Annotated in this window: 20 protein-coding genes and 4 tRNA genes; 8 read left to right on the top strand and 16 right to left on the bottom strand. The window is 57.3% G+C overall.

The genetic code is table 11. The features are described 5' to 3' along the window. Window positions 1-2: 2 nt before the first annotated feature. Both ACQR3R_RS27040 and ACQR3R_RS27035 read right to left on the bottom strand, forming a co-directional pair. A complete protein-coding gene (locus ACQR3R_RS27040) occupies window positions 3-218 on the bottom strand; it encodes a hypothetical protein (RefSeq protein WP_428277145.1) in 216 nt (71 codons plus the stop codon). Between the two features lie 63 nt (window positions 219-281). Continuing rightward, on the bottom strand, window positions 282-971 hold the full coding sequence (locus ACQR3R_RS27035; RefSeq protein ID WP_428277143.1) for an energy-coupling factor ABC transporter permease: 690 nt from the start codon (window positions 969-971) through the stop codon (window positions 282-284). Between the two features lie 204 nt (window positions 972-1,175). Between ACQR3R_RS27035 and ACQR3R_RS27030 the strand changes: the two genes are divergently transcribed. Further along, a complete protein-coding gene (locus ACQR3R_RS27030; RefSeq protein ID WP_428277141.1) occupies window positions 1,176-1,415 on the top strand; it encodes a DUF2790 domain-containing protein in 240 nt (79 codons plus the stop codon). 39 nt (window positions 1,416-1,454) lie between these two features. Here the strand turns inward: ACQR3R_RS27030 and ACQR3R_RS27025 are convergent, their stop codons facing one another. From ACQR3R_RS27025 to ACQR3R_RS27015, 3 genes are read right to left on the bottom strand one after another with little or no spacing between them, the layout of a single operon-like run. Continuing rightward, a complete protein-coding gene (locus tag ACQR3R_RS27025) occupies window positions 1,455-2,723 on the bottom strand; it encodes an OprD family outer membrane porin (protein ID WP_428277139.1) in 1,269 nt (422 codons plus the stop codon). Between the two features lie 16 nt (window positions 2,724-2,739). Then, entirely contained in the window at window positions 2,740-3,960 is a 1,221-nt protein-coding gene (locus ACQR3R_RS27020; protein ID WP_428277137.1) for a benzoate/H(+) symporter BenE family transporter, read from the bottom strand. Further along, window positions 3,957-5,324, bottom strand: coding sequence for an aromatic acid/H+ symport family MFS transporter (locus tag ACQR3R_RS27015; RefSeq protein ID WP_428277135.1), 1,368 nt, complete (start codon window positions 5,322-5,324; stop codon window positions 3,957-3,959). The genes ACQR3R_RS27020 and ACQR3R_RS27015 overlap by 4 nt, the downstream gene beginning before the upstream one ends. 242 nt (window positions 5,325-5,566) lie before the next feature. On the opposite strand from ACQR3R_RS27015, the gene ACQR3R_RS27010 reads away from it, so the two are divergent. From ACQR3R_RS27010 to ACQR3R_RS27000, 3 genes are all read left to right on the top strand, one after another. After that, the gene (locus ACQR3R_RS27010) at window positions 5,567-6,193 is read left to right on the top strand and encodes a DUF1780 domain-containing protein (protein ID WP_428277133.1); all 627 of its coding nucleotides are present in this window, start codon (window positions 5,567-5,569) and stop codon (window positions 6,191-6,193) included. 101 nt (window positions 6,194-6,294) lie between these two features. After that, window positions 6,295-6,468, top strand: a complete 174-nt coding sequence (locus ACQR3R_RS27005) for a DUF3094 domain-containing protein (RefSeq protein WP_032833555.1) — start codon at window positions 6,295-6,297, stop codon at window positions 6,466-6,468. A 60-nt stretch (window positions 6,469-6,528) separates the two neighbouring features. Next, on the top strand, window positions 6,529-7,827 hold the full coding sequence (locus ACQR3R_RS27000; protein ID WP_428277131.1) for an FAD-dependent oxidoreductase: 1,299 nt from the start codon (window positions 6,529-6,531) through the stop codon (window positions 7,825-7,827). A gap of 113 nt (window positions 7,828-7,940) precedes the next feature. Here ACQR3R_RS27000 and ACQR3R_RS26995 read toward each other — a convergent pair. The 7 genes from ACQR3R_RS26995 to rluD form a co-directional block, all read right to left on the bottom strand. Continuing rightward, window positions 7,941-8,017, bottom strand: a tRNA-Pro gene (locus ACQR3R_RS26995). A gap of 95 nt (window positions 8,018-8,112) precedes the next feature. Further along, window positions 8,113-8,188, bottom strand: a tRNA-Lys gene (locus ACQR3R_RS26990). A 5-nt stretch (window positions 8,189-8,193) separates the two neighbouring features. Beyond that, window positions 8,194-8,270 (bottom strand) — tRNA-Pro (locus ACQR3R_RS26985). A 9-nt stretch (window positions 8,271-8,279) separates the two neighbouring features. Continuing rightward, a tRNA-Asn gene (locus tag ACQR3R_RS26980) sits at window positions 8,280-8,355 on the bottom strand. A gap of 294 nt (window positions 8,356-8,649) precedes the next feature. Beyond that, window positions 8,650-11,214, bottom strand: coding sequence for an ATP-dependent chaperone ClpB (gene clpB / locus ACQR3R_RS26975; RefSeq protein ID WP_428277129.1), 2,565 nt, complete (start codon window positions 11,212-11,214; stop codon window positions 8,650-8,652). 131 nt (window positions 11,215-11,345) lie between these two features. Then, a complete protein-coding gene (pgeF, locus tag ACQR3R_RS26970; protein ID WP_428277127.1) occupies window positions 11,346-12,071 on the bottom strand; it encodes a peptidoglycan editing factor PgeF in 726 nt (241 codons plus the stop codon). Further along, on the bottom strand, window positions 12,068-13,030 hold the full coding sequence (gene rluD / locus ACQR3R_RS26965; protein WP_007942311.1) for a 23S rRNA pseudouridine(1911/1915/1917) synthase RluD: 963 nt from the start codon (window positions 13,028-13,030) through the stop codon (window positions 12,068-12,070). The genes pgeF and rluD overlap by 4 nt, the downstream gene beginning before the upstream one ends. A 151-nt stretch (window positions 13,031-13,181) precedes the next feature. Here rluD and ACQR3R_RS26960 point away from each other — a divergent pair, with 151 nt between their 5' ends. The 4 genes from ACQR3R_RS26960 (at window position 13,182) to ACQR3R_RS26945 (ending at window position 17,491) form a co-directional block, all read left to right on the top strand. Then, complete coding sequence (locus tag ACQR3R_RS26960) at window positions 13,182-14,204, top strand: outer membrane protein assembly factor BamD (RefSeq protein ID WP_428277125.1); 1,023 nt, start codon at window positions 13,182-13,184, stop codon at window positions 14,202-14,204. Window positions 14,205-14,338: 134 nt separating this feature from the next. Continuing rightward, window positions 14,339-14,572, top strand: coding sequence for a PP0621 family protein (locus ACQR3R_RS26955; RefSeq protein ID WP_428277123.1), 234 nt, complete (start codon window positions 14,339-14,341; stop codon window positions 14,570-14,572). Continuing rightward, on the top strand, window positions 14,562-16,148 hold the full coding sequence (locus ACQR3R_RS26950) for an ATP-binding protein (protein ID WP_428277121.1): 1,587 nt from the start codon (window positions 14,562-14,564) through the stop codon (window positions 16,146-16,148). Before ACQR3R_RS26955 ends, ACQR3R_RS26950 begins: the two co-directional genes overlap by 11 nt. A gap of 2 nt (window positions 16,149-16,150) precedes the next feature. After that, entirely contained in the window at window positions 16,151-17,491 is a 1,341-nt protein-coding gene (locus ACQR3R_RS26945) for a sigma 54-interacting transcriptional regulator (RefSeq protein ID WP_428277119.1), read from the top strand. On the opposite strand, the gene thiO is transcribed toward ACQR3R_RS26945, so the two are convergent. From thiO to ACQR3R_RS26925, 4 genes are read right to left on the bottom strand one after another with little or no spacing between them, the layout of a single operon-like run. Further along, window positions 17,488-18,588 carry a glycine oxidase ThiO gene (thiO, locus tag ACQR3R_RS26940; protein ID WP_428277117.1) on the bottom strand — a complete coding sequence of 367 codons (1,101 nt, stop codon included), beginning with the start codon at window positions 18,586-18,588 and terminating at the stop codon, window positions 17,488-17,490. The two genes, ACQR3R_RS26945 and thiO, sit on opposite strands and share 4 nt — an antisense overlap. Window positions 18,589-18,644: 56 nt before the next feature. Beyond that, a complete protein-coding gene (locus ACQR3R_RS26935; protein ID WP_428277115.1) occupies window positions 18,645-19,043 on the bottom strand; it encodes a type IV pilin protein in 399 nt (132 codons plus the stop codon). Window positions 19,044-19,058: 15 nt separating this feature from the next. Beyond that, on the bottom strand, window positions 19,059-22,166 hold the full coding sequence (locus ACQR3R_RS26930; protein WP_428277113.1) for a PilC/PilY family type IV pilus protein: 3,108 nt from the start codon (window positions 22,164-22,166) through the stop codon (window positions 19,059-19,061). Next, a complete protein-coding gene (locus ACQR3R_RS26925; protein ID WP_428277111.1) occupies window positions 22,153-22,635 on the bottom strand; it encodes a PilX N-terminal domain-containing pilus assembly protein in 483 nt (160 codons plus the stop codon). The genes ACQR3R_RS26930 and ACQR3R_RS26925 overlap by 14 nt, the downstream gene beginning before the upstream one ends. Between the last annotated feature and the right edge of the window lie 6 nt (window positions 22,636-22,641).

The following is a 22,641-nucleotide window of genomic DNA, read 5'->3' as shown; positions in this document are numbered from 1 at the left end:
CGTTATGGCCGCATGAAACCGTAGTCCTGACCGTCATCGAGGTTTTCCGCCAGAAAACGCAACTCATCGGCCAGGTCCTCGACACTGCGCACAGCCTTGCTCTGCTGCACCACCGCGCTGAGCAAGGCGCGCAGGCTCAGCCCCGGATCAAATCCTACTTCTTGCGCTGTATCCAGACTCTGGCGCAGTTCCTGCCTTGCCCACTCGTAGACACTCATGACGATGCTCCTGAAGGTTTTGCGGAGCATGCGAGCGTCAGCACCGTGGCGGTTTGATGTGGGTCAAGAGTTCGGATCGTCGTCTTTCCATGGCGCCGAAAGGTAGCGTGTGCGATTGAAGGTCTCCAGCCAATCGGGGCAAAACACCACGAGCGCGGTGATTACTACGCCATTGATAAACGCCTCCGGAAAAATCAACAGCCATATATAACCGACAAAATCTTCCAGCCAGTACGGCATTTCAAATTGTCCGTCGAACCACAATAACCACAGCGTCAACAGCAGGCACAGCAACGCCGCCAGCGCCGCCGCAAAGAATCCGGAACAAAAGATATACACGAAGGGATTGCGTGGCTGCGCACGCTCCACAAGGATTGCGCAGCACTCGGTCACCAATACCGGCAGCAGAATCAGCAGCGCGCCGTTGACCCCCATCGCAGCGAAGTCCTGACGCCCGAGCAACACCAAACCCACCTGCGCGATCAAGCCACCCACAATCGCCAACGGCCAATCCAGCAGCAACGTCACCGCTGTCAGGCCGATGAAGTGATAAGACACGCCGGTATCAAAATCCCTTCGTACCAGCCACAGCATGAACAGCGCGAACACCGTGCCAAACAACAGGTGTTGGCGTCGGTTGTCACTGAAAAGTTCGACCCAAGGTGCCCGCACAATCGCCCAGATCAGCGCGCAGACGTAGATCAGCCATCCCACCGAGAGGGTTTCAGATGAAAGTAAATCGGCGCCGATCATCGCTGGGCGCACTCCTTTATGTGGCCGACTTTGACAGGGTCTTAGTTTACACCCGGGTTTGCCCGGGCTGGATTTAGCGGCCACCGAGGCACAAAACAGATGATTGTTACATTCTGCGCAACACTGAATCAGCCCAACCCTACTTTATCCCTCACAGGCAACGACTAAACTTCCAGCATCAGAATCAACACAGAGCACACCAAAATGAAAACCTTAATGGTCCTGTTTTTAACCGTCGCAGCCACCTCGGCCATGGCCGCCAATAGCATTCCGGCGACGACCGCGTACGATCCTGCACAGCCTCTAGACGTCGCCGAAGTGGTTTCCATTACCGACACTGCAAACTCGTGCGACGTTGTGCCGGCGACCATGGTTTATGTCGATCACCAGGGCCAGACCCACAGCGTGACCTATAAAGTCATGGGCAACTGCAGCGCCGGCTGATACTGATGCGTAGCACCGCTCAACCGCACCCTATGACGCTCAGAGCAACGTCCATGTGTAGCTGAGAATCAAGCGATTTTCGTCGATATCGCTGCGGTAGTTGGACCGTGCCATTGCATTGCGCACACGAATGCCAAGGCCTTTGAAAGTGCCGCTTTGCAGCACATAACCGAGGTCCAGGTCGCGCTCACGGTCCCGGCCTTCGAATCCTTTGCCCGTGTCGACATTGTTGCCTGTGATGTAACGCACGGTGCTGGTCAGGCCAGGCATACCGAGTGCGGCAAAATCGTAGTCGTACCGCACCTGCCAGGAACGCTCATCGGTGTAGGCGAACTCGTAAGTCGGTACTTCGTTGCCCAGCGGCGTGATGTTGGCAAAAACCCGTGGGAAGGCGCTGTCGCCATACATGCCTTGGTAACCGACATAAAACGTGTGGCCACCACGCTTGGCCGACAGCAAGGAAAAGAACGCCCGGTTGTCGATATTACCCAGCAGCTTTTTACCGTCCTCGCGTGAATCGTAGTACCCGAGGTTGGCGCCCAACGTCCAGTTACCCAACGGCTCGCTGTGCTTGAAGCCCAGGAAACGCTGGTTGTAGATATCTTCCAGTTGCCCAAACCAGGCACTGACCGAACTGCGTTTATCGTTGAAGGCGTAATCGGCGCCCGCAAAGTTGAAACCATCGCTGCTGACCTGGCGCTGCGGAACGTGTCCGAGCATGGCTTGCATTTTTTCGTCACCGGCCTCGTTGCGCAGGCTGGTCGAACTCAAGTGACCGCCCTGCAAGGTCAAGCCATTGATCTCGTTCGAACTGATGCTCGCCCCCTGATAACTGGGCGGCAGCAGGCGAATATCGCTGAAGGCCAGCACCGGCAGGTTGGGTTGCAACTCGCCCACCTTCAACTCGGTTTTCGAGTAACGCATTTTCAACGCTGCCTCGAGACGGCTGTAATCATTGGCTGCTCGCCCATCATCCTGCACGGGTAACAGGCCGGTGTTGACACGGTCCGGGCTGCTATCAAGTTTGAGGCCGAGCAAACCGATGACGTCCACGCCAAAACCGACTGTGCCTTGGGTGTAACCGGATTTAACGTTGAGGATGAAGCCCTGTGCCCACTCTTCAGCCTTGGATTGCTGATTGGCCCCGACGATGTCAGAGAAGTCGCGACTGAAATAATAGTTACGTGCCTGCAAGGTAGCCGTGGTGTCTTCGATGAAACCACGCTCGGCGGCTATCGCCCCGGCGGACAAACTGCAGACGACAGAAATGGACAACACTGAACCGGTTGTTGGAAGAATCTGTTTCATCGTTTTTCTCTTATTGTTATTGATCGACAGGTTGAAGATTTTCACTGGCAGCCCTTTCGCTGCGAGGGACGGGGCGTCGGACGCTTAACAGCAGGTGCGTGGCCATGCCGAAAATCAGCCCCCAAAAAGCCGCAGACAAACCAAACAACGACATACCCGATGCGGTGGCCAAAAAGGTCACCAGCGCGGCTTCACGGTCACGGGGAACCGCCATTGCGCCGGCCAACGCGCCCGCAATCGCTGCGAACAACGCCAGCCCCGCCAATGCCGCGATCAACTCCTTGGGGAATGCCGAAAACAGCGAAACCAGCGTCGCACCAAAGATCCCCAGCACCAGGTAACAGAGGCCGCCGACCACGCCAGCCACGTAGCGTTTACCCGGGTCTTCATGAGCCTCGCGACCGGTACAGATAGCGGCAGTGATCGCCGCCAGGTTGAGTCCGTGACAGCCGAACGGCGCCAACAGCGCAGAGCCCAACGCACTGCTGGCAATGATCGGACTCGCGGGAGTGTCATAGCCGCTGGCACGCAGCACCGCCATGCCGGGAACGAACTGTCCGGTCAGCGCCACCATCACCAACGGCAGCGCGATATTGAGGGTTGCGCCCACGGTGAACTCAGGCGTAATCCATACCGGCGTAGCGAAGCCGATCACCAACGCTTCGCGGTGCAGATCACCGGCAAGCAAGGCTATCGACACGCCCACCAGCAGCACCATCAACACCGCGTAACGCGGCATCACCCGCTTACAGATCAGGTACGTGGCAAACATCGCCAGCACCAATAGAGGTTTGCCCTGCAGTGACACGAACAATCCGGTGCCAAAACTGAACAGAATCCCTGCCAGCATTGCCGCAGCAATGGCGGCGGGCAGTTTGCTGATGATTCGGTCAAAGGCACCCGACACCCCGACCACAAAGATAATCAGGCTACTGACCAGATAAGCGCCTACCGCTTCCGGCATCGAGATGCCCGGTAACAGCGCCACCAACAATGCCGAGCCTGGCGCCGACCACGCAATGATCACCGGCACGCGGTAGCGCAGGCTCAAGCCAATGCCCAACACCGCGCTGCCAATGGAGATCGCCCACACCCAGGACGACAACACGTCGTGCGACAGATGCGCGCTGTTGGCCGCCTGAAAAATAATCACCAAGGGGCCCGCGTAGGAAATCACCGTGGCGATAAATCCGGCCACCGCAGCCGACAGGGAAAAGTCCCGGAGTAACGTTTTCATGAAACGTCGCCTACCGCCTCGTTGGACGATGCGTTGCGTTGGTCCGCCGGCACGTTTTTCGCGCTGCGTTGACTGCTGATGGCGAACACAGTCATGGCAATGGCAGCCACCGCACCCGGTAACGCAAACGCCATGAAGTTCAGTTGCAGTGGCAGGCTGATTCCAAGCAACGCCCCGCCCAACAACGGACCAACAATTGCGCCATTGCGCCCGATGCCCGAAGCCCAACCCAAACCGGTGGAGCGAATCGTCATGGAGTAAAACTGTGCGGCGCAGGCGTACAACAGGATCTGCGAGCCAATAGTGGTGGCGCCGGCAATCGCGATCAGCAAGTACAACACCGGCATCGGGCTGTTGAAGCCCAGCAAGGTAATCGACACCGCAGCCAACGCGAAAAACACCGCCAGCACCCGCGGCAGGTTGAGCTTGTCACCCAGTACACCGCCCCCCACCGCGCCAAAGATCGCCCCGAAGTTAAGCACCAACAAAAATGAGAGGCTCGATCCCAGGCTATAACCCGCGTTAGCCATCAGTTTCGGCAACCAGGAACTCAGGGCATAAACCATCAGCAAGCAGCAGAAAAACGCCAGCCACAGCATCAGCGTACGCAGCGCCCGGCCCTCACGAAACAGCTGCAACACTGGCGTGCCGGTGCCTTTCACTTCATTCATTTCCAACAGATCGCCGGATTGCGCAACGTAAGCCGGCTCCACTCGTTGAAGGATGGCGCGCGCTTCGTCATTACGCCCTTGGCGCAGCATGAAACCCACCGACTCGGGCAGGAAGTACATGATCAATGGCAGCAGCAACAGCGGCAGCACCGCTACGTAGAATACCGACTGCCAGCCAAAACTCGGGATCAGTACGATACCCAGGCCCGCCGACAGCATGCCGCCCACCGAATAACCGCTGAACATGATCGCCACGAGTGTGCTGCGGATTTTCTTCGGCGCGTATTCGTTCATCAACGCCACGACGTTTGGCATGACACCGCCAATCCCCAGCCCGGCAATAAAGCGGCAAACTCCAAACTCGGTCGGATTACGGGCAAATCCATTGAGCACGGTAAAACCGCTGAAAAGCATGACGCAGAGCGTGATGGCTTTCTTGCGTCCGATCTTGTCCGACAGCGGGCCGAAAAACAGCGCACCGAACATCATGCCGAACAACGCGTAACTGCCAAGGGCTCCGGCTTGCAGCGGGCTCAGCCCCCACTCTTTCATCAGCATCGGCAGCACAACGCCGTAAATCACCAAATCGTAACCATCGAAGATGATGATCAGGGCACACCAGAACAGCACCATCCAGTGAAAACGGTTGAAACGTGCGTTGTCGATAACCTCATGTACGTCGATCTTGCGCATGGCATTTATCTCTTGTTGTTGTTTTTTTATAAGAGCGTCGGTAAAGCGGCTAACGTCCCTGACGCCGAGGGTAGGGTTGAGCTGCACGCAGCAATATCCGCTTAGCGCAGATCGCTATCCGTTTTGTGCAGTGCCCTGTCAGGCTTTGATCACGAGTTTGCGCAGGGTGCTGAGGCAGGCTTTTGCTGTTCTCCGACAAACTGTCTTCTTTGCGAGCGCATTTGAACGCTAAGCTTGGGCCTATGGATGACTCAGATTACTTACGCCTGCTGACCGTTGCGGCCGAGCAAGCCAACGCGTTTCTCTCCAATGCCCGCAAATGGGAGCGTGAGCGTTGGGTCTGCCAACGCCTGCTGCAAGGCTTGAACATTCCCTACCGCACCGACGAGTTTGCCCCTGCCGGCGAGCCGCCCGATGTGCTGTTTCGCGATGCCAGTTTCGAGGTGTTCTTTGTGCTGGATGAAGGTCGACGCCTCAACGATGAATGGCGTGACGAACTGCAGCGTCGGCGCAGCGCGTTTTCCCTCAGCTCGCTGGTGCGCCGCGAAGCCAAGCCAAAACGCATCCCGGCCAATGAATTCCTGCTGAGGCTGGCGCCCACGCTGCGTAAAAAAGCCCACAACTACAAAGAACGCGGCATGGATTTGGGAGAACTGGACATCATCGCGTTCGCCAGCCTCAAGCGCGAAGTGTTGGACCTCAACAGTCATTTTCCGCCGCCCACTGAATACTTGCGCCAGGGCTGGCGTTCATTGTCTTTGGTTGGCCCGACGTTCGCCCGCGTACTGTTTGCGCATCCCGATGCACCGGATTTTTTGCGCAGCAACCTGGGGCGCAGCATTGTCTTTGATGTCGGAATAAGCCTGTGAGCATCGCCCTTCCCTGCCAGCGACTATGCTCCGTTCACAGAGGGAATAATTCCCTGTAGCTTCTTCACATTAAGCAACGTCTACCCCTGACGAGGCCCGAAATGACCAGCCGCCTGAACCCCGATGACCAGAAGCATGTCGAAGAATACCTGCACCTGTCCCAGCACCAGGTTGAGCGCCGACCTTTCCGGCCGTGGATGCTCCTTGTTGTGGTGTTGGCAGTGACCATTGGTTTAGGCCTGTTGAGCCGATTTATCAGTTACCTGACGCTATGAGCTGCCTTGCGCTCGCTCGGGTAATTGCACCGATTTCTTTTAGCCTTGCGAGATATCCCCATGACTCACCGTATTGTTATCGTTGGCGGCGGCGCCGGCGGTCTGGAGTTGGCTACCCGTCTGGGTAAGACTCTGGGCAAGCGCGGCACGGCCAGTGTGATGCTGGTCGACGCGAACCTGACCCATATCTGGAAACCGCTGTTGCATGAAGTGGCTGCCGGTTCGCTGAACTCCTCCGAAGATGAACTCAACTATGTTGCCCAAGCGAAATGGAACCACTTCGAGTTCCAGTTGGGGCGCATGAGTGGGCTGGACCGCACCCAGAAAAAAATTCAGCTGGCCGCAACGTATGACGAGGCCGGTCTGGAACTGGTGCCGGCGCGTGAAGTGGGTTACGACTCATTGGTGATTGCGGTGGGCAGCACCACCAACGACTTCGGCACACAAGGTGCGGCGCAGCATTGCCTGTTCCTAGACACCCGCAAGCAGGCTGAGCGCTTTCACCAGCAACTGCTCAACCATTACCTGCGCGCTCACGCGGGCCAAACCGATGATGTGCAACAAATCAGCGTGGCCATCGTCGGCGCCGGCGCAACGGGTGTGGAACTGGCCGCCGAGCTGCACAATGCCGCGCATGAACTGGCCGCTTACGGGCTGGACCGGATCAAACCGGAAAACATGCACATCACCTTGATCGAAGCAGGCCCGCGTGTACTGCCTGCGCTGCCAGAGCGAATTGGCGGACCGGTGCATAAAACCCTGGAGAAACTCGGGGTTAACGTCATGACCAATGCAGCGGTCAGTGAAGTCACCGCCGACAGCCTGATTACGGCTGATGGCAAAGTGATCAATGCCAGCCTGAAAGTCTGGGCTGCAGGTATTCGGGCACCGGGTTTCCTAAAGGACATCGATGGCCTGGAAACCAATCGCATCAACCAGCTGCACGTGCTGCCGACGCTGCAAACCACCCGTGACGAAAACATCTTTGCCTTCGGCGATTGCGCAGCGTGCCCACAACCGGGCACTGATCGTAATGTGCCGCCACGCGCCCAGGCCGCACATCAGCAGGCTTCGTTGCTGGCCAAATCGCTGAAACTGCGGATCGAAGGCAAGGCGCTGCCGGAGTACAAGTACACCGATTACGGCTCGCTGATCTCGCTGTCGCGTTTTTCGGCTGTGGGTAACTTGATGGGCAACCTCACCGGTAGCGTGATGCTGGAAGGCTGGCTGGCGCGGATGTTTTATGTGTCGCTGTATCGCATGCACCAAGTGGCGCTGTATGGCGCGTTTCGCACCGCGATGTTGATGCTGGGCAGCAAGATCGGCCGTGGTACCGAGCCCCGCCTGAAGCTGCATTGATATAAAACCTGTGGGGGCCGGCCTGCTGGCTCCCACCGTTGTTTTAGCAGTGCCTTTTATATTTTCGCAGGCAAAAAAAATCCCCGTATCTTTCGATACGAGGATTTTTAATATGGTCGGGGTAAGGGGATTCGAACTCCTGACATCCTGCTCCCAAAGCAGGCGCGCTACCGGACTGCGCTATACCCCGGTAAAAAAAAGGCGACCTTTACAGTCGCCTTCTTCGATCATGGCTTTTGGCCGCTGATCTTAAGATTCGATTCCAGCGTTAACTGGTTTCAAAAATGGTGGGTCGTGTGGGATTCGAACCTACGACCAATTGGTTAAAAGCCAACTGCTCTACCAACTGAGCTAACGACCCAAAAATGGTCGGGGTAAGGGGATTCGAACTCCTGACATCCTGCTCCCAAAGCAGGCGCGCTACCGGACTGCGCTATACCCCGGTTTGAAATTGGCTCCGTGACCAGGACTCGAACCTGGGACCCAATGATTAACAGTCATTTGCTCTACCGACTGAGCTATCACGGAACTACATATTTCAATTTACAACGGTGAAGCTTGCTGCATCTCGACCCGTTCGCATCGCTGCGTTCGTGTGCTGAGGCGCGCTATTCTACAATCTTAAGCACCTCTGTCAACCCCCTAAATCGCATTCAAGTTAATGATTTGCAACTTATTTCAGATTCCTGCTTGGGGAGCAGAAACCCTTCCGGGTGACTTACTGCGGGGCGCACTTTACAAGCCTTTTCCTTTCAGTTCAACAGCCTAACGAAAAAAAGGCCTCGCAATGCGAGGCCTCTTTCATTTTGCCGCCGACGTGGATCAGTCGAAGACAATTTCGTCGTTTTTCACGACGCCTTTGGCAGTGTCGCCCGGCATGAACCGACCCGACAGAATCAGCTGTGCCAACGGGTTTTCGATCCAGCGTTGAATCGCTCGTTTCAGAGGACGGGCGCCATACACAGGGTCGTAACCTACGGCAATCAGCTTATCCATGGCCTCAGGGCTGAGATCAAGCTTCAGCTCACGTTCGGTCAGGCGACTGCGCAGACGGCTCAACTGGATCTCGGTGATACCGGCGATCTGATCACGAGCCAACGGCTCGAAGATCACCACCTCATCGACCCGGTTGATGAACTCCGGCCGGAAGTGCGTGGAAATCGCATCCATCACCGCTGCACGCTGCGCCTCACGATCACCGACCAACTCCTGGATCTGAACCGACCCCAGGTTGGAAGTCATGACAATCACGGTGTTCTTGAAATCCACCGTACGGCCATGGCTGTCAGTCAATCGGCCATCTTCAAGCACTTGCAGCAAGATATTGAACACGTCCGGGTGGGCCTTTTCGACCTCATCCAGCAGGATCACCGAATAAGGCTTGCGACGCACAGCCTCGGTCAGGTAACCACCTTCTTCGTAGCCCACGTATCCTGGTGGCGCACCGATCAATCGAGCCACGGAATGTTTCTCCATGAACTCGGACATGTCGATTCGCACCATCGCCTCTTCAGTATCAAAGAGGAACTCGGCCAACGCTTTGCACAACTCGGTTTTACCGACACCGGTCGGGCCGAGGAACATGAACGACCCGCTCGGACGGTTCGGGTCCGACAATCCGGCTCGCGAACGTCGCACAGCGTTGGAAACGGCAATCACCGCTTCGTCCTGACCGATCACGCGTTGGTGCAACAGGCTTTCCATCTTCATCAGTTTGTCGCGCTCGCCTTCGAGCATTTTCGACACTGGAATACCGGTCCACTTGGAGACGACTTCGGCAATTTCCTCTTCAGTCACCTTGCTACGCAGCAACTGGTTTTCGGTTTTGCCGTGCTGGTCGACCATTTGCAGGCTGCGCTCCAGGTCCGGGATGACCCCGTATTGCAGCTCGGCCATACGGTTCAGGTCGCCTTTACGGCGCGCAGCTTCAAGCTCCTGACGGGACTGCTCGATTTTCTGCTGAATCTGAGCAGATCCTTGAACCTCTGCTTTCTCTGCGTTCCAGATTTCTTCCAGATCAGAATACTCACGCTCGAGCCGAACGATTTCTTCCTGGAGTTTTTCCAGGCGTTTCTTCGCCGCGTCGTCACTTTCTTTCTTCAGCGCCTGGGATTCCACCTTCAGCTGAATCAGGCGACGCTCCAGGCGATCAAGCACTTCCGGCTTGGAGTCGATTTCCATGCGGATACGGCTGGCCGCTTCGTCGATCAGGTCGATGGCCTTGTCAGGCAACTGACGATCGGTAATGTAGCGATGACTGAGCTTGGCCGCAGCGATGATCGCGCCGTCGGTGATCGCCACCTTGTGGTGAACCTCGTAGCGCTCTTTCAGGCCACGCAAAATAGCGATGGTGTCTTCTTCGCTCGGCTCATCCACGAGCACTTTCTGGAAGCGCCGTTCGAGGGCGGCATCCTTCTCTATATATTGGCGATACTCATTGAGCGTGGTTGCGCCGACACAGTGCAACTCACCACGAGCCAACGCAGGCTTGAGCATGTTGCCCGCATCCATCGATCCTTCGCCTTTACCGGCGCCGACCATGGTGTGCAGTTCGTCGATGAACAGAATGATCTGCCCTTCCTGCTTCGACAGCTCATTGAGCAGCGATTTCAGGCGCTCTTCGAACTCGCCGCGATACTTGGCACCCGCAATCAGCGCCCCCATGTCGAGGGACAGCAGACGTTTGCCTTTCAGGCCATCCGGCACTTCACCATTGATGATTCGCTGCGCCAGACCTTCGGCGATGGCTGTTTTACCAACCCCCGGCTCACCGATCAGTACCGGGTTATTCTTGGTACGGCGTTGCAGCACCTGAATCGTCCGGCGAATTTCGTCGTCACGGCCAATCACCGGATCGAGCTTGCCGTCTTCGGCACGCTTGGTCAGGTCGACGGTGTATTTATCCAGCGCCTGGCGCGACTCTTCATGATTGGCGTCATTGACTGCCTCGCCACCACGCAGGTTGTTGATAGCGTTTTCCAGGGCTTTTTTGCTCACGCCCTGGCCCAGCAATAACTTACCGAGTTTGCTGTTGTCATCCATGGCGGCGAGCAATACCAGCTCACTGGAGATGAACTGGTCGCCCTTCTGCTGTGCCAGACGATCGGCCTGGTTGAGCAGGCGCGCCAAGTCCTGCGACATGTTGACGTCGCCGGTCGGGTTCTGGATTTTCGGCAGTTGATCGAGCTCTTTAGTCAGCTCTTTACGCAGGCTGTTGACGTCAAACCCTACCTGCATCAGCAGAGGCTTGATCGAACCACCCTGCTGTTCAAGCATGGCTTGCATCAAGTGCGCCGGTTCAATGCCGGGATGATCAAGGCCGACGGCCAAGGATTGGGCGTCGGACAACGCTAATTGTAATTTGCTTGTTAAACGGTCTATACGCATAAGTCACCTTCCTTTTGAGCAGGCCGGACCTAAGAAACCATCCTGAATGAAGAAACCTGCCAGATACCCTTATAGATGCGGTCAATTCTGGGAGTTTCAAGCATCAAACAATTGATGCAGGTCAGCGAAGTTTAGCGCTCGAGCCAGATAAGGGAGGCAAATCGACCAGTGACCGGGTGACGGCGGTAAGAAAAGAAACGCGGATCGGTCACGGTGCAGAAACCGCCACCATAAACAGCGTTTACTCCGCGAGCGGCAAGGCGCAGGCGCGCCAGCATATAGATGTCAGCCATGAATTTACCGGCGTTTTGACTCGGCACAAAGGCATCGGCGGCTTCGGGCAATTGCTGGACGAAGGTTTCGCGCACTTCGGGGCCAACTTCAAAGGCGTGCGGGCCAATGGCCGGGCCAAGCCACACCAGAACCTCGGCCGGCGGTACGGCCAGTCTGTCGAGCGTGGCTTCAAGCACGCCCGCCGCCAATCCGCGCCAACCCGCGTGCGCCGCCGCCACACGTGTTCCGGCGCGGTCACAGAACAGCGCGGGCAGGCAATCGGCAGTCATCGCCGTACAGGCAATACCGGGGGTTGCAGTCCAACTGGCGTCGGCTGCGTCTACCTGGCCTGGGTTTGCATGCGCCACGACGATGCCGTGAACCTGCTGTAGCCAGGCCGGTTGAATAGAAAAATGATCGGTGAGACGACGGCGGTTTTCGGCGACGGCTTCAGGGCTGTCGTCGACGTGATCGCCGAGATTGAGGCTGTCGAACGGCGCCAGACTGACGCCGCCCGCACGGGTGGTAACGCAGGCTTTGACCCCGGCAGGCGCAGGCCAGTCGGGAATCAGCCAGTCGCTCATCCGATGAACGCCTCACGGTCTTGCTTGAGCAGCGTCAGCAACCAGACAAAATCGTCGGGCAGTGGCGATTCCCAGCTCATGCGCTTACCGGTCGTCGGGTGATCCAGTTCCAGGAACCGCGCGTGCAGTGCCTGGCGCGGAAACGCCTTCAACGATTCAACCATGGTCACACTGGCAGCTGGCGGAATGCGGAAACGGCCGCCATAAGCGGGATCTCCGACCAACGGATAGTTGATGTGAGCCATGTGCACGCGAATCTGGTGCGTCCGACCGGTTTCCAGCTTCACCCGCACGTGAGTGTGGGAGCGGAAACGTTCGAGCACACGGTAATGGCTAACGGCCTGCTTGCCACCTTCCATTACCGCCATGCGCTGGCGCTGCTGGCCGTGACGACCAATCGGCGCGTTGATCTTGCCACCGGCAGTCACCACACCGATCACGATGCATTCGTAGATCCGGCTGACGCTACGGCTCTGCAATTGAGTGACAAGCTGCGTTTGCGCCTGAATGGTCTTGGCCACCACCATGAGGCCGGTGGTGTCCTTGTCCAGGCGATGCACGATACCGGCGCGAGGCACATTGATAATGTCCGGCACGTGGTGCAGCAAGGCGTTCAGCAAGGTGCCATCGGCATGGCCGGCAGCCGGATGCACCACCAGGCCCGCAGGCTTGTTGATGACCAGGATGTCGTCGTCTTCGTAGACGATGTCGAGTTCGATGTCTTGGGCGATCCATTCACCCTGAGCTTCCTGCTCGGCAGTCAACTCAAGTATGGCGCCACCATGAACGATGTCTCGCGGGCGGATAACCGCCCCATCCACAGTCAGGCGGCCGTCTTTGATCCAGGCGGAAAGGCGCGAGCGCGAGTGCTCAGCGAATAATTGTGCGGCGACTTGATCGAGGCGTTGGCCGCCCAATTCGGACGGCACCTCTGCGCGAAGTTCAATTTTATCGGACATGCTCAGACTAGGCGTCGGCACAGCCTTTGGTTTCGGCTGCGCGCTTGTGGTTAAATAAGGCGTCTTTTGCCCCGAGGCTATTCAACGGGGCGCTCATCATAACAGGACGGCCCCGCCCAAGACAGCGGCCGTCATAGGGACGCAAGCCGCCATGCAAGTGAAACACCTGCTGCTGATCGCCATCCTCGCATTGACCGCTGCTTGCTCATCGAAGGAAGTCGTAGACGAAAACCTGAGTGAAGTCGAGCTGTACCAGCAGGCTCAGGCCGACCTGGACAACAACAGCTATACCAGCGCCACGGCCAAGCTGAAGGCTCTGGAATCGCGGTATCCGTTCGGTCGTTACGCCGATCAGGCTCAACTCGAGCTCATCTACGCCAACTATAAAAACGCCGAGCCTGAGGCTGCAAAGTCCGCCGCCGAGCGTTTTATTCGTTTGCATCCGCAGCACCCGAACGTGGATTACGCTTACTACCTCAAGGGTCTGACCTCTTTCGACCAGGACGTTGGCCTGCTGGCGCGCTTCCTGCCGCTGGACATGACCAAGCGTGACCCGGGCGCCGCTCGCGACTCCTATAACGAGTTCGCCCAGCTGACCAGCCGCTTCCCGAACAGCCGTTATTCGCCGGACGCCAAGCAGCGCATGATTTACCTGCGCAACCTGTTGGCTTCCTACGAAATTCACGTTGCCGACTACTACCTGACCCGTCAGGCCTACGTCGCCGCCGCGAACCGTGGCCGTTACGTGGTAGAAAACTTCCAGGAAACCCCTTCGGTCGGTGACGGTCTGGCGGTGATGGTCGAGTCCTACCAGCGCCTGCATCTGGACGAACTGGCCAATACCAGCCTCGAAACCCTGAAGCTCAACTACCCGAACCACCCAAGCCTGGTGGACGGTCAGTTCAAGCCGTCGGTTGCCGAAGCAGACAACCGCTCGTGGCTGAGCAAGGCAACATTGGGCCTGATCGAATCCCGTCCACCGCTGCCGCCGGGTGAAACCCGCGCCAACCAGGACGTGCAGAAGCAATTCCAGGACGCCAAAGACGCTATTCCGAAGGATCTCAAGCCTAAAGATTCGAATGGCGACGTGATCGAAGAAGAACAACACGAAGCAGCCGGCAACAACAGCGACCGCTCGTGGTTCAGCTACATGACCTTCGGTGTGTTCGACTGACACCTGCGGTTGTGAATAAAGGAGCCTTTCGGGGCTCCTTTTTATTGGGCGTTTTTTATTGTCGTGCTATTGCGCTGTGCGCGTGACCCGACCTTGGCTAAACTGCCGAATCATTAGTCAAAAAGCAGCTCACCATGCTTCGTTTATTGTTCTGGATCGCCTTGATTGCCGCTGCAGTATGGTTCTGGCGCAAGTTCAAGGGATCGGCTTCTGCACCCAAATCTTCCGCCGAGCTGGAAGCGGCGCCCATGGTCCGCTGCGCTCATTGCGGCGTTCATCTGCCTCGCGACCGCGCGCTGGCCGTTCAACAGCAGTGGTATTGCAGCCAGGCTCACCTAGAGCAAGGCCCGGGTTCCAGTGATCGCTGAGACGTCCAGTCCCGGCAGCAAACAGGCCCAGCGGTTGCTGCGCCTTTACCACCTCTACCGTTTGAGCATCGGCATCACGCTGGTGCTGTTGATTTCCAGCAACATGGACAACCATTTGCTGACGGCCGCCAAGGATGATCTGCTGCGCAGCGGCAGTTGGTTGTACCTGGTGCTAAATATTTTCCTGGTGGTATTTCTCGAAAACACCCGGCGCCAGACACAATTGTTCAGCCTGGCACTGGTCGATGTATTGCTCTTGTGCGGTTTGTTCTACGCGGCGGGCGGCGTGGCCAGCGCCATCGGCAACTTGCTGATTGTTTCAGTCGCTATCAGCAATACCTTGTTGCGAGGCCGTATAGGGCTGTTGATCGCTGCAGTTGCAGCTCTCGGTATTGTCGGGTCGAGTTTTGTGCTCGGTTTCAGTCACTCGACCAACGCTAATGATTACCTGCAAGTCGGCACCCTCGGCGCCCTGTGTTTTGCTGCGGCGTTGCTGGTACAAGGGCTCATTCAACGCCTGGATGACAGTGAAACCCTGGCGGAACAAAGGGCCAGTGAAGTCGTTGGCCTCGAGGCACTCAATGCACTGATCCTACAGCGCATGCGCACCGGTATCCTGGTGCTCGACGACCAGCGTCGCGTGCAACTGGCCAATCACAGCGCGCAGGTTTTACTGGGCCATGAAGGCCTCGAAGGTCAATTGATCGACAACCATTCGCCCGCATTGGTCGAACGCCTGCAACTATGGCTGAACAACCCGACGCTGCGCCCTCAGAGCATCAATGTCGGCAGCAATAGTCTGGAACTGCAGCCCAGTTTCATTGCGCTGGAGCAGATCCCGCATCAGCAGACGCTGGTGTTCCTGGAAGACCTCGCGCAAATCGCCCAGCAGGCGCAGCAACTGAAACTGGTGGCACTGGGCCGACTGACCGCCAGCATCTCGCACGAAATCCGCAACCCATTGGGTGCCATCAGTCACGCCGCGCAGCTGCTGCAGGAGTCAGAGGAACTGAACGGCGCGGATCGACGTCTGACGCAGATTATTCAAGATCATTCCCAGCGTATGAACCGGGTCATCGAAAACGTTCTGCAATTGTCCCGCCGTCAGCAAAGCGCGCCGCAACGGCTTGATTTGAAGCCGTGGCTGGAACAGTTCGTCGATGAATCGCGCGAAGGCTCGCCGGACAAGAAGGTTCATTTGCGTATCGCCCCCGGCGACTTCAAAACGTTGATGGACCCGAACCAGCTGACACAAATCCTCGATAATTTGCTGCGCAACGCTTGGCGCCACAGCGCCCAACTCCATGCACAGGCACAGGTCTGGCTTGAGTTACGGATAGACCCCGACAGCCAACTACCCACCCTTGAAGTGCAGGACGATGGCCCAGGCGTTGCGCCGGAGTCGCGGGTGCATTTATTCGAGCCGTTCTACACAACCAGCACTCAAGGCACAGGTCTTGGACTTTATCTGTCCCGTGAACTGTGCGAAAGCAACCAGGCGCGCCTAGACTTCAAGCCACGCCAAGGCGGCGCTTGCTTTCGCATCACTTTTGCTCACGGACGGAAACAAAGTTGAACATGAGCCCACGGCAAAAAATTCTGATAGTTGACGACGAACCTGATATCCGCGAACTCCTGGAGATCACTCTGGGCCGAATGAAACTCGACACCTTCAGCGCCCGCAACCTCGGCGAAGCCCAGGCGTTGCTGTCTCGAGAAACGTTCGACCTGTGCCTGACAGACATGCGTTTGCCCGATGGTACGGGCCTTGATCTGGTGCAACACATCCAGCAACGCTACCCACAAATACCCGTGGCCATGATCACGGCTTACGGCAGCCTGGAGACAGCGATCAACGCCCTCAAGGCTGGCGCCTTTGACTTCCTGACCAAACCGGTCGACCTCACCCGACTCCGGGAGTTGGTCACCACTGCCCTGCTCCTGCCCGCACACGTTGACGCCACCACCGCCATCGATCGACGCCTGCTGGGTGATTCGTTGCCGATGCGTAATCTACGCAAGCAAATCGACAAGCTCGCGCGCAGTCAGGCGCCGGTGTACATCAGCGGTGAGTCCGGCAGCGGCAAGGAACTGGTCGCGCGACTGATTCACGAACAAGGCCCCCGCACGCGCCAGCCGTTTATCCCGGTGAACTGCGGCGCGATTCCATCCGAGTTGATGGAAAGCGAATTTTTCGGCCACCGTAAAGGGAGTTTCAGCGGTGCCATCGAAGACAAACCCGGTTTGTTCCAGGCTGCCAATGGCGGCACCCTGTTTCTCGACGAAGTGGCAGATCTACCGCTGGCGATGCAGGTAAAACTACTGCGAGCCATCCAGGAAAAAGCCGTGCGCAGTGTTGGCGGCCAACAGGAAACCGTGGTGGATGTGCGCATTCTGTGTGCCACGCACAAAGACCTGGATGCCGAGGTCGCCGCCGAACGCTTCCGTCAGGATTTGTACTATCGGCTGAATGTGATCGAACTGCGGGTGCCGCCATTACGCGAGCGCCGTGACGACATCGAGTCGTTGGTCAGTCATGTGCTGAAACGCCTGGCGGCGGGCAGCGGCCAACCTGCCACCAAACTCCATCCGCACGCTCTGGAGGCGCTGAAAAGCTATCGCTTTCCTGGCAACGTACGAGAACTGGAGAACATGCTGGAACGGGCTCATACGCTGTGTGAAAACAAACAGATCGAAGCCAGTGACTTGCGATTGGCTGAGGGAAACTGCGCCGCTGACGGTGGCCTTCCTGATCTGACGCAGATCGACAACTTGGAAGACTATCTGGAAAACGTCGAACGCAAACTCATTCTTCAAGCATTGGAAGAAACCCGCTGGAACCGCACGGCGGCGGCTCAGCGGTTGAATCTTTCGTTTCGATCAATGCGCTACAGACTCAAGAAACTGGGGCTGGATTAAAGTCGCCCGGTCGGCGCATACGGTGCCGGGTCAATAATCGGCGCCCGCCCGAGCATCACATCGGCAAACAACTGACAGGACGCTGGTGCCAATACCAGGCCGTTACGGTAGTGCCCGCAATTGAGCCACAGCCCTTCGAAACCCGGCACCTGACCAATGTAGGGAATGCCTTCAGGCGAGCCAGGGCGCAATCCGGCCCAATGCCCTACCACTTCCGCCTCCGCCAACGCTGGAATCAACTCGACTGCCGAAGCCTTGAGGCTATCCAGTGCAGGCTCGGTGGGTGTTTTATCGAACCCTTCGTGTTCCAGCGTGCTGCCAATCAGAATGTGCCCGTCGCGTCGAGGAATCGCGTATCGGCCCTTGGCCAGGACCATACTCGGCAGGAAGTCTGCCGCACACTTGTAAAGAATCATTTGCCCTTTCACAGGCTCCACTGGCAGTTCGAGCCCCAGGGTTTTGAGCAGGTCACCACTCCAGGCACCCGCCGTCAGCACAACCTGATCACCACGAATATCGCCCGCAGAAGTGTGCACGCCGACCACTTGATCGCCGTCACGAACAAACCCGCTGACTTCGCATTGCTCATGAATGGTTACGTTGGGCAGCGCCAACAATGCGGCTTTCAGAGATTTCACCAAGCGCGGATTACGCACGTTGGCAACATCGGCCATGTAGATCGCCCGCGAAAAACCTGCGCCCAATACCGGTACCGCGTCGTGCGCCGCATAAATATCTACGGCCCGCAACGGACGGTTTTCGCGCTTTGCCCATTCAAGAGCCTCGGCCTCATCGTCCAGGTCGAGCCAATACAAACCGGTAGTGTGCACTTCAGGATCGACCCCGGTCGCCGCAAACAACCGCTCGCCCAATTGTGGATAAAAATCTTGCGACCAATGCGCCAGCGCGGTGACAGCTGGGCTATAACGCCAAGGGTAGAGCGGCGAAACGATACCGCCGCCAGCCCAGGAAGATTCCTGACCGACACAGGAACGATCCAGCAGTACAACGCTTTGTACTTCTGACGCGAGATTGAATGCCGTCATCAGGCCAATAACACCACCGCCGACGATCACCACTTGCTGTTGCGTGCTCATGCTCTGACCCAACCAATAAATAGACAGCGAACGCAAAAGGCGTCCGAAAAATAAACTCAGCGGCCCCAACAGTCCTTGGTGGCCAACCCGGCCGTGGCATTGACCATGCTTCTGACACCCGTGTTAGTGAGGGTGAAATCCCCGCACTTGTCCGTTGCCATTGCGCCGGGTTTGCGCACCGCCGTCAGCAGGAAGGTCTGGTCCGTGATGGTTGGCGTGATGGTGTAATAGCTGGTGCCGGCACTCAGGCCGGTGATACCGGTGTAGACATTATTCTTCGAGTAGAACCGTTCGAGAATTTGCGCCTGCTCGGACAACGTACCCACCACTTCAGTGCGGCGCCCCTTGTTCAAGTATTCGGTGAGGCTAGGATAGCCAATGGTGATGATGATCCCGATGATCGCAATCACGATCAACATTTCGATCAGGGTAAAACCTCGGTTGGATCTGCGCATGCCTCAACTCTCGCTTTACTGTATTTGTCGCCACATGATGCGACGACCGCCGCCGCCACCTTTTTCTTTCAACCTGGTAGTGGCCGAACTGCTGTCGGTCACGTACTTGTCGGTTCCACCATTGGCGATGGCGTTCAGGGTCGGAATACCCCCCGTAAAAATGACCCCACTGGAAATACTGTCATTGCTATCGACCACGCCATCGCCATTGGTATCGAGCACCGCATAGTTGAGCATCTTACCGCTGAACGCATCCAGTTCGACCAATTTGCCGGTGCCGAAACTCGAGCATGGGTCCGTGGTGTCTACGCTGGCCGTAGTGAACACGATTCGGCCCAGCACCAGGCTGGCCTGGTTGATCACACGCTCGCCAGTGAGCGCATTGTTGTAAACCAAAGGTAAGTACCAACCCTTTTCTGCCGGATAGGTGGTTTCATTTTGAGTCGTGGTAATGAACTGGCCGCCGGCACCACCGGTGAACACCCCCGTAACCGCCTGGGCCTGCAAACTCGACACCGTGATCTGGCCGGAACCACCATCGGCATCCCACACCGCATAAAACCCCTGCAGGTCCTTGTTGGTTTTGTCGGCGGTCTCGTTGAACTTACCGGTCCCGAAAAATACCTCTTTGCCACCCAGTGAATTATCGGCCAGCAGTGGCTGCGCGGTAATCGGCTGAGTGGCACCGCCAGGCGTTGTGAACAAAGGTTTGCCGGAAAACGCTACGCCCCACGTGTCGGTAGTGGTACCACTCAAGTCAAACTTCCACATTCGCCCTTTCAAGTCGCCGCCATAGGCCGCTTGCACCACATTCTGCGAATTGACCTTGAGCTTCACCGAAGACAGGCCGTTGGTGGTTTCAGTGCTGTCGATGACGATTTTCTTGATCAACGAGCCATCACGGATATCGACCACGTACAACGCCGCCACCCCGGAATTGCTTCCGTAGCCGTTTGAGATAAAGGCTGCCCATCGGCCGTCAGACAAGCGTGCCACCTCTGGCCGGGCATAGGCATAACCCAGATCATTGAAAACGTTTGCTGTACTCGCCGTGGTCGGTGCGCTGATTTCCCATAACGCCTTGAACACGTTCCCCGCCGATGCGTCGAACAACTGCACGGCGTAAAACGTCTTGCCGCCCGCGCCGACGCCACCAAGGGCCACGGTTTTCCAGGCACTGTTGAGTTGCGCGTCAAAGACTCCAACCTGACCGTCGACAAGAAACTTGTGGCTGACGCCGTTGATGTAAGTGGGGTCGGCTATGTAGCGCAACGATGGCAACACGCTAGAAGGCATGTACGCATAACGTCGCGCACCGTTAGCCGCATTGATGACGTTGAGAAATCCGTCATTGGCATTCACCACAAGGCTGGCGCTCATGTTCGCTGACTTGGTCGCCAGGTAGGCGGTGTAAGTGCTGTCACCCACCAGATCCGAAGCAGTCTGATCAGTAGGTGAGGCCAGTGCGAGCGGCGAATTGATGATATCGCCCAACAACACGCTGCGTACTTTCAACCCGGTTTTATTGGTGCCCTTGCTCCACTCCACCAGATCGTTACCGACGATGCCAGTGGGCAGGCTCTGGCTCAGGGACGTTTGCTGAGCGGGAGAGAAATTGGTGTAGGCCAGCGTGATAGCAGCGTTGGTCAGGGTGTTCCACGATTGATAAGTTGGCGCGGTGGCACTGGGCACAATAGCCGTGTCGGTGGTCCATAGCGTGGCAGCGGTGTTCACATTTCCAGTCGAGGTGAAGCCGAAAGCTTTGATGGTCCCTCGCCAATCCTTGGGGTCGTAGCTGGTCTGAAAGAAACTGGAACTACTGTTCAACGCAGTGCCACTGACCGCACCAGCACCACCGGACCCTGCTTTGGAGGTGATGTTGCTCAGTGCCGAGGACAAGGCCGTATTAAGCCCGGCAGCGTCGTTGGCCTGATAGTACAAACCTTGGCCATAAGCGGCGGCATCCGACAGCATCTGGTTGGTGGCGGTGAAACCCACCGTGTAGGTGTTCATGTTCTGTTTGGGAAAATCTGCGGCGTCCCAACTTTTACCGGCAGCGTCGGTGCCGGTTGAACGCATGTCGATGTCGAAGGCGAATTTTGCGATGTCATCCAGGTACAGCGTATCGCCCTCGTTATCACCGTTCAGATTGTTACCGTCGTTGTTGACCCCGTCCCAGTTGGGCAACCGGGTGCCGCCCAACGGATCGTTAGTGGGAAACGTGCGGTCGAAGGTCGGCAAGCCATCGGTAATCACCACGCCATAGTTTTTCTGGCAGCGGTATTGGATCGGGCTAGTGTAAGTGGTCGGCGTCGAGTTGTAGTACGGCGCCATGCCGCGCAAATAACGGGTGATCTCGTAGTAGGTTTCGGCCAGCGGTGTGTTGGCAACAGCACTCAAACCGTTGATTGCGTTGATCAATGCGTTGTAGTTGGTATCGGCCTGAGCCTGGGTCACGCTGCCCGAGACCACGGCCAAATCGCTGATGGAGCGCGCGATGTATCCGCCATTACCAGAGTTATTGTTGGTCGGCGGATTGAAGGTCGAAAGACCGATGCGCAAACTTCGGTTGCTGGTCACCAATGCGGTGGACACGTTGCGCGCCACGTTAATGCGGTAATCGGTGGGGATTGAGCCGGTCGTGAAGTCGCGGTTACTGCCATTGGCGAGCCCAACGAGGTACGACAGATAGTCGTCCGTGTAGCGCGTGTTGCCGTTGCCGACGGGATCGGGGAGTTTCAAGCATTGCGGGACAATACTGTTGTTGTAAAACGCATAGCTGCCACTTGAGCACCCGGACGTGGGCAGGCTGGAAAGGAAGATCGAGTCGCCGACGATATTCGAATAACTCAGGCACAACCCCAACAGCGCGTTGCATTGCCGGGCCGGTGTGCGCCCGTTAACGGTCGGATCGAACCCGGATGCAAAGATGATGGTGTTCATGCTGCCGGAGTCGTCGATCAGCAACATCACGTTCGGCGGCACGGCAGCGGCGCTCAGCAACGGTGAATCCGAGGGCGTAAAGGCATAGGCCGGTGCCGACAGATACAACATCAGCAATGCGCCCATCACGGCCTGCGCCAAACGGCGGCGCCAGCCACTGCGAGCATCAATATTTGGCATAGATGCTCTCCACCACACTGCGAACATTGTTACCCACCACACCCACGGCCGTGACCCTGTAAAGCGTCGCCGAGGTATTGCTCGGCACGTTGACCGCCGTTAGCGTGGTGCCGATGTTCTGCACACCGTAAAACCCGCCACCGGCCGCGATCCAGTTGACACCGGACGTAGCGTTCAACCCGGCACTGGTGACCGTAGACGACTCGGCCGGCGGCGCACATTGAGCCGTGGACCCGCAAATAGTCAGCGTGTAGCCAGACAACTGCACCGCACTCTCGCCCATGCGCAAGGTCGCCTCGGCGAGTTGAAAAGACTGATTACGCAGGCTCACACTGCCGGCCATTTTTTCCTGCAGGGTCGCATTTTGCATGGATGAAATGCCGATCAGCGTTAGCAAAAGAAGAAATACCAGGCTGACCAATAGCGCCATTCCGCGCTGGGAACGAGAGGTCACGGGAGAACGGTTCATCGGCTC

The sequence above is a fragment of the Gordonia sp. IEGM753 genome, from assembly GCF_050321825.1.
Taxonomy (GTDB): Bacteria; Pseudomonadota; Gammaproteobacteria; order Pseudomonadales; family Pseudomonadaceae; genus Aquipseudomonas.
This window is presented reverse-complemented; position numbering and strand designations above follow the sequence as displayed.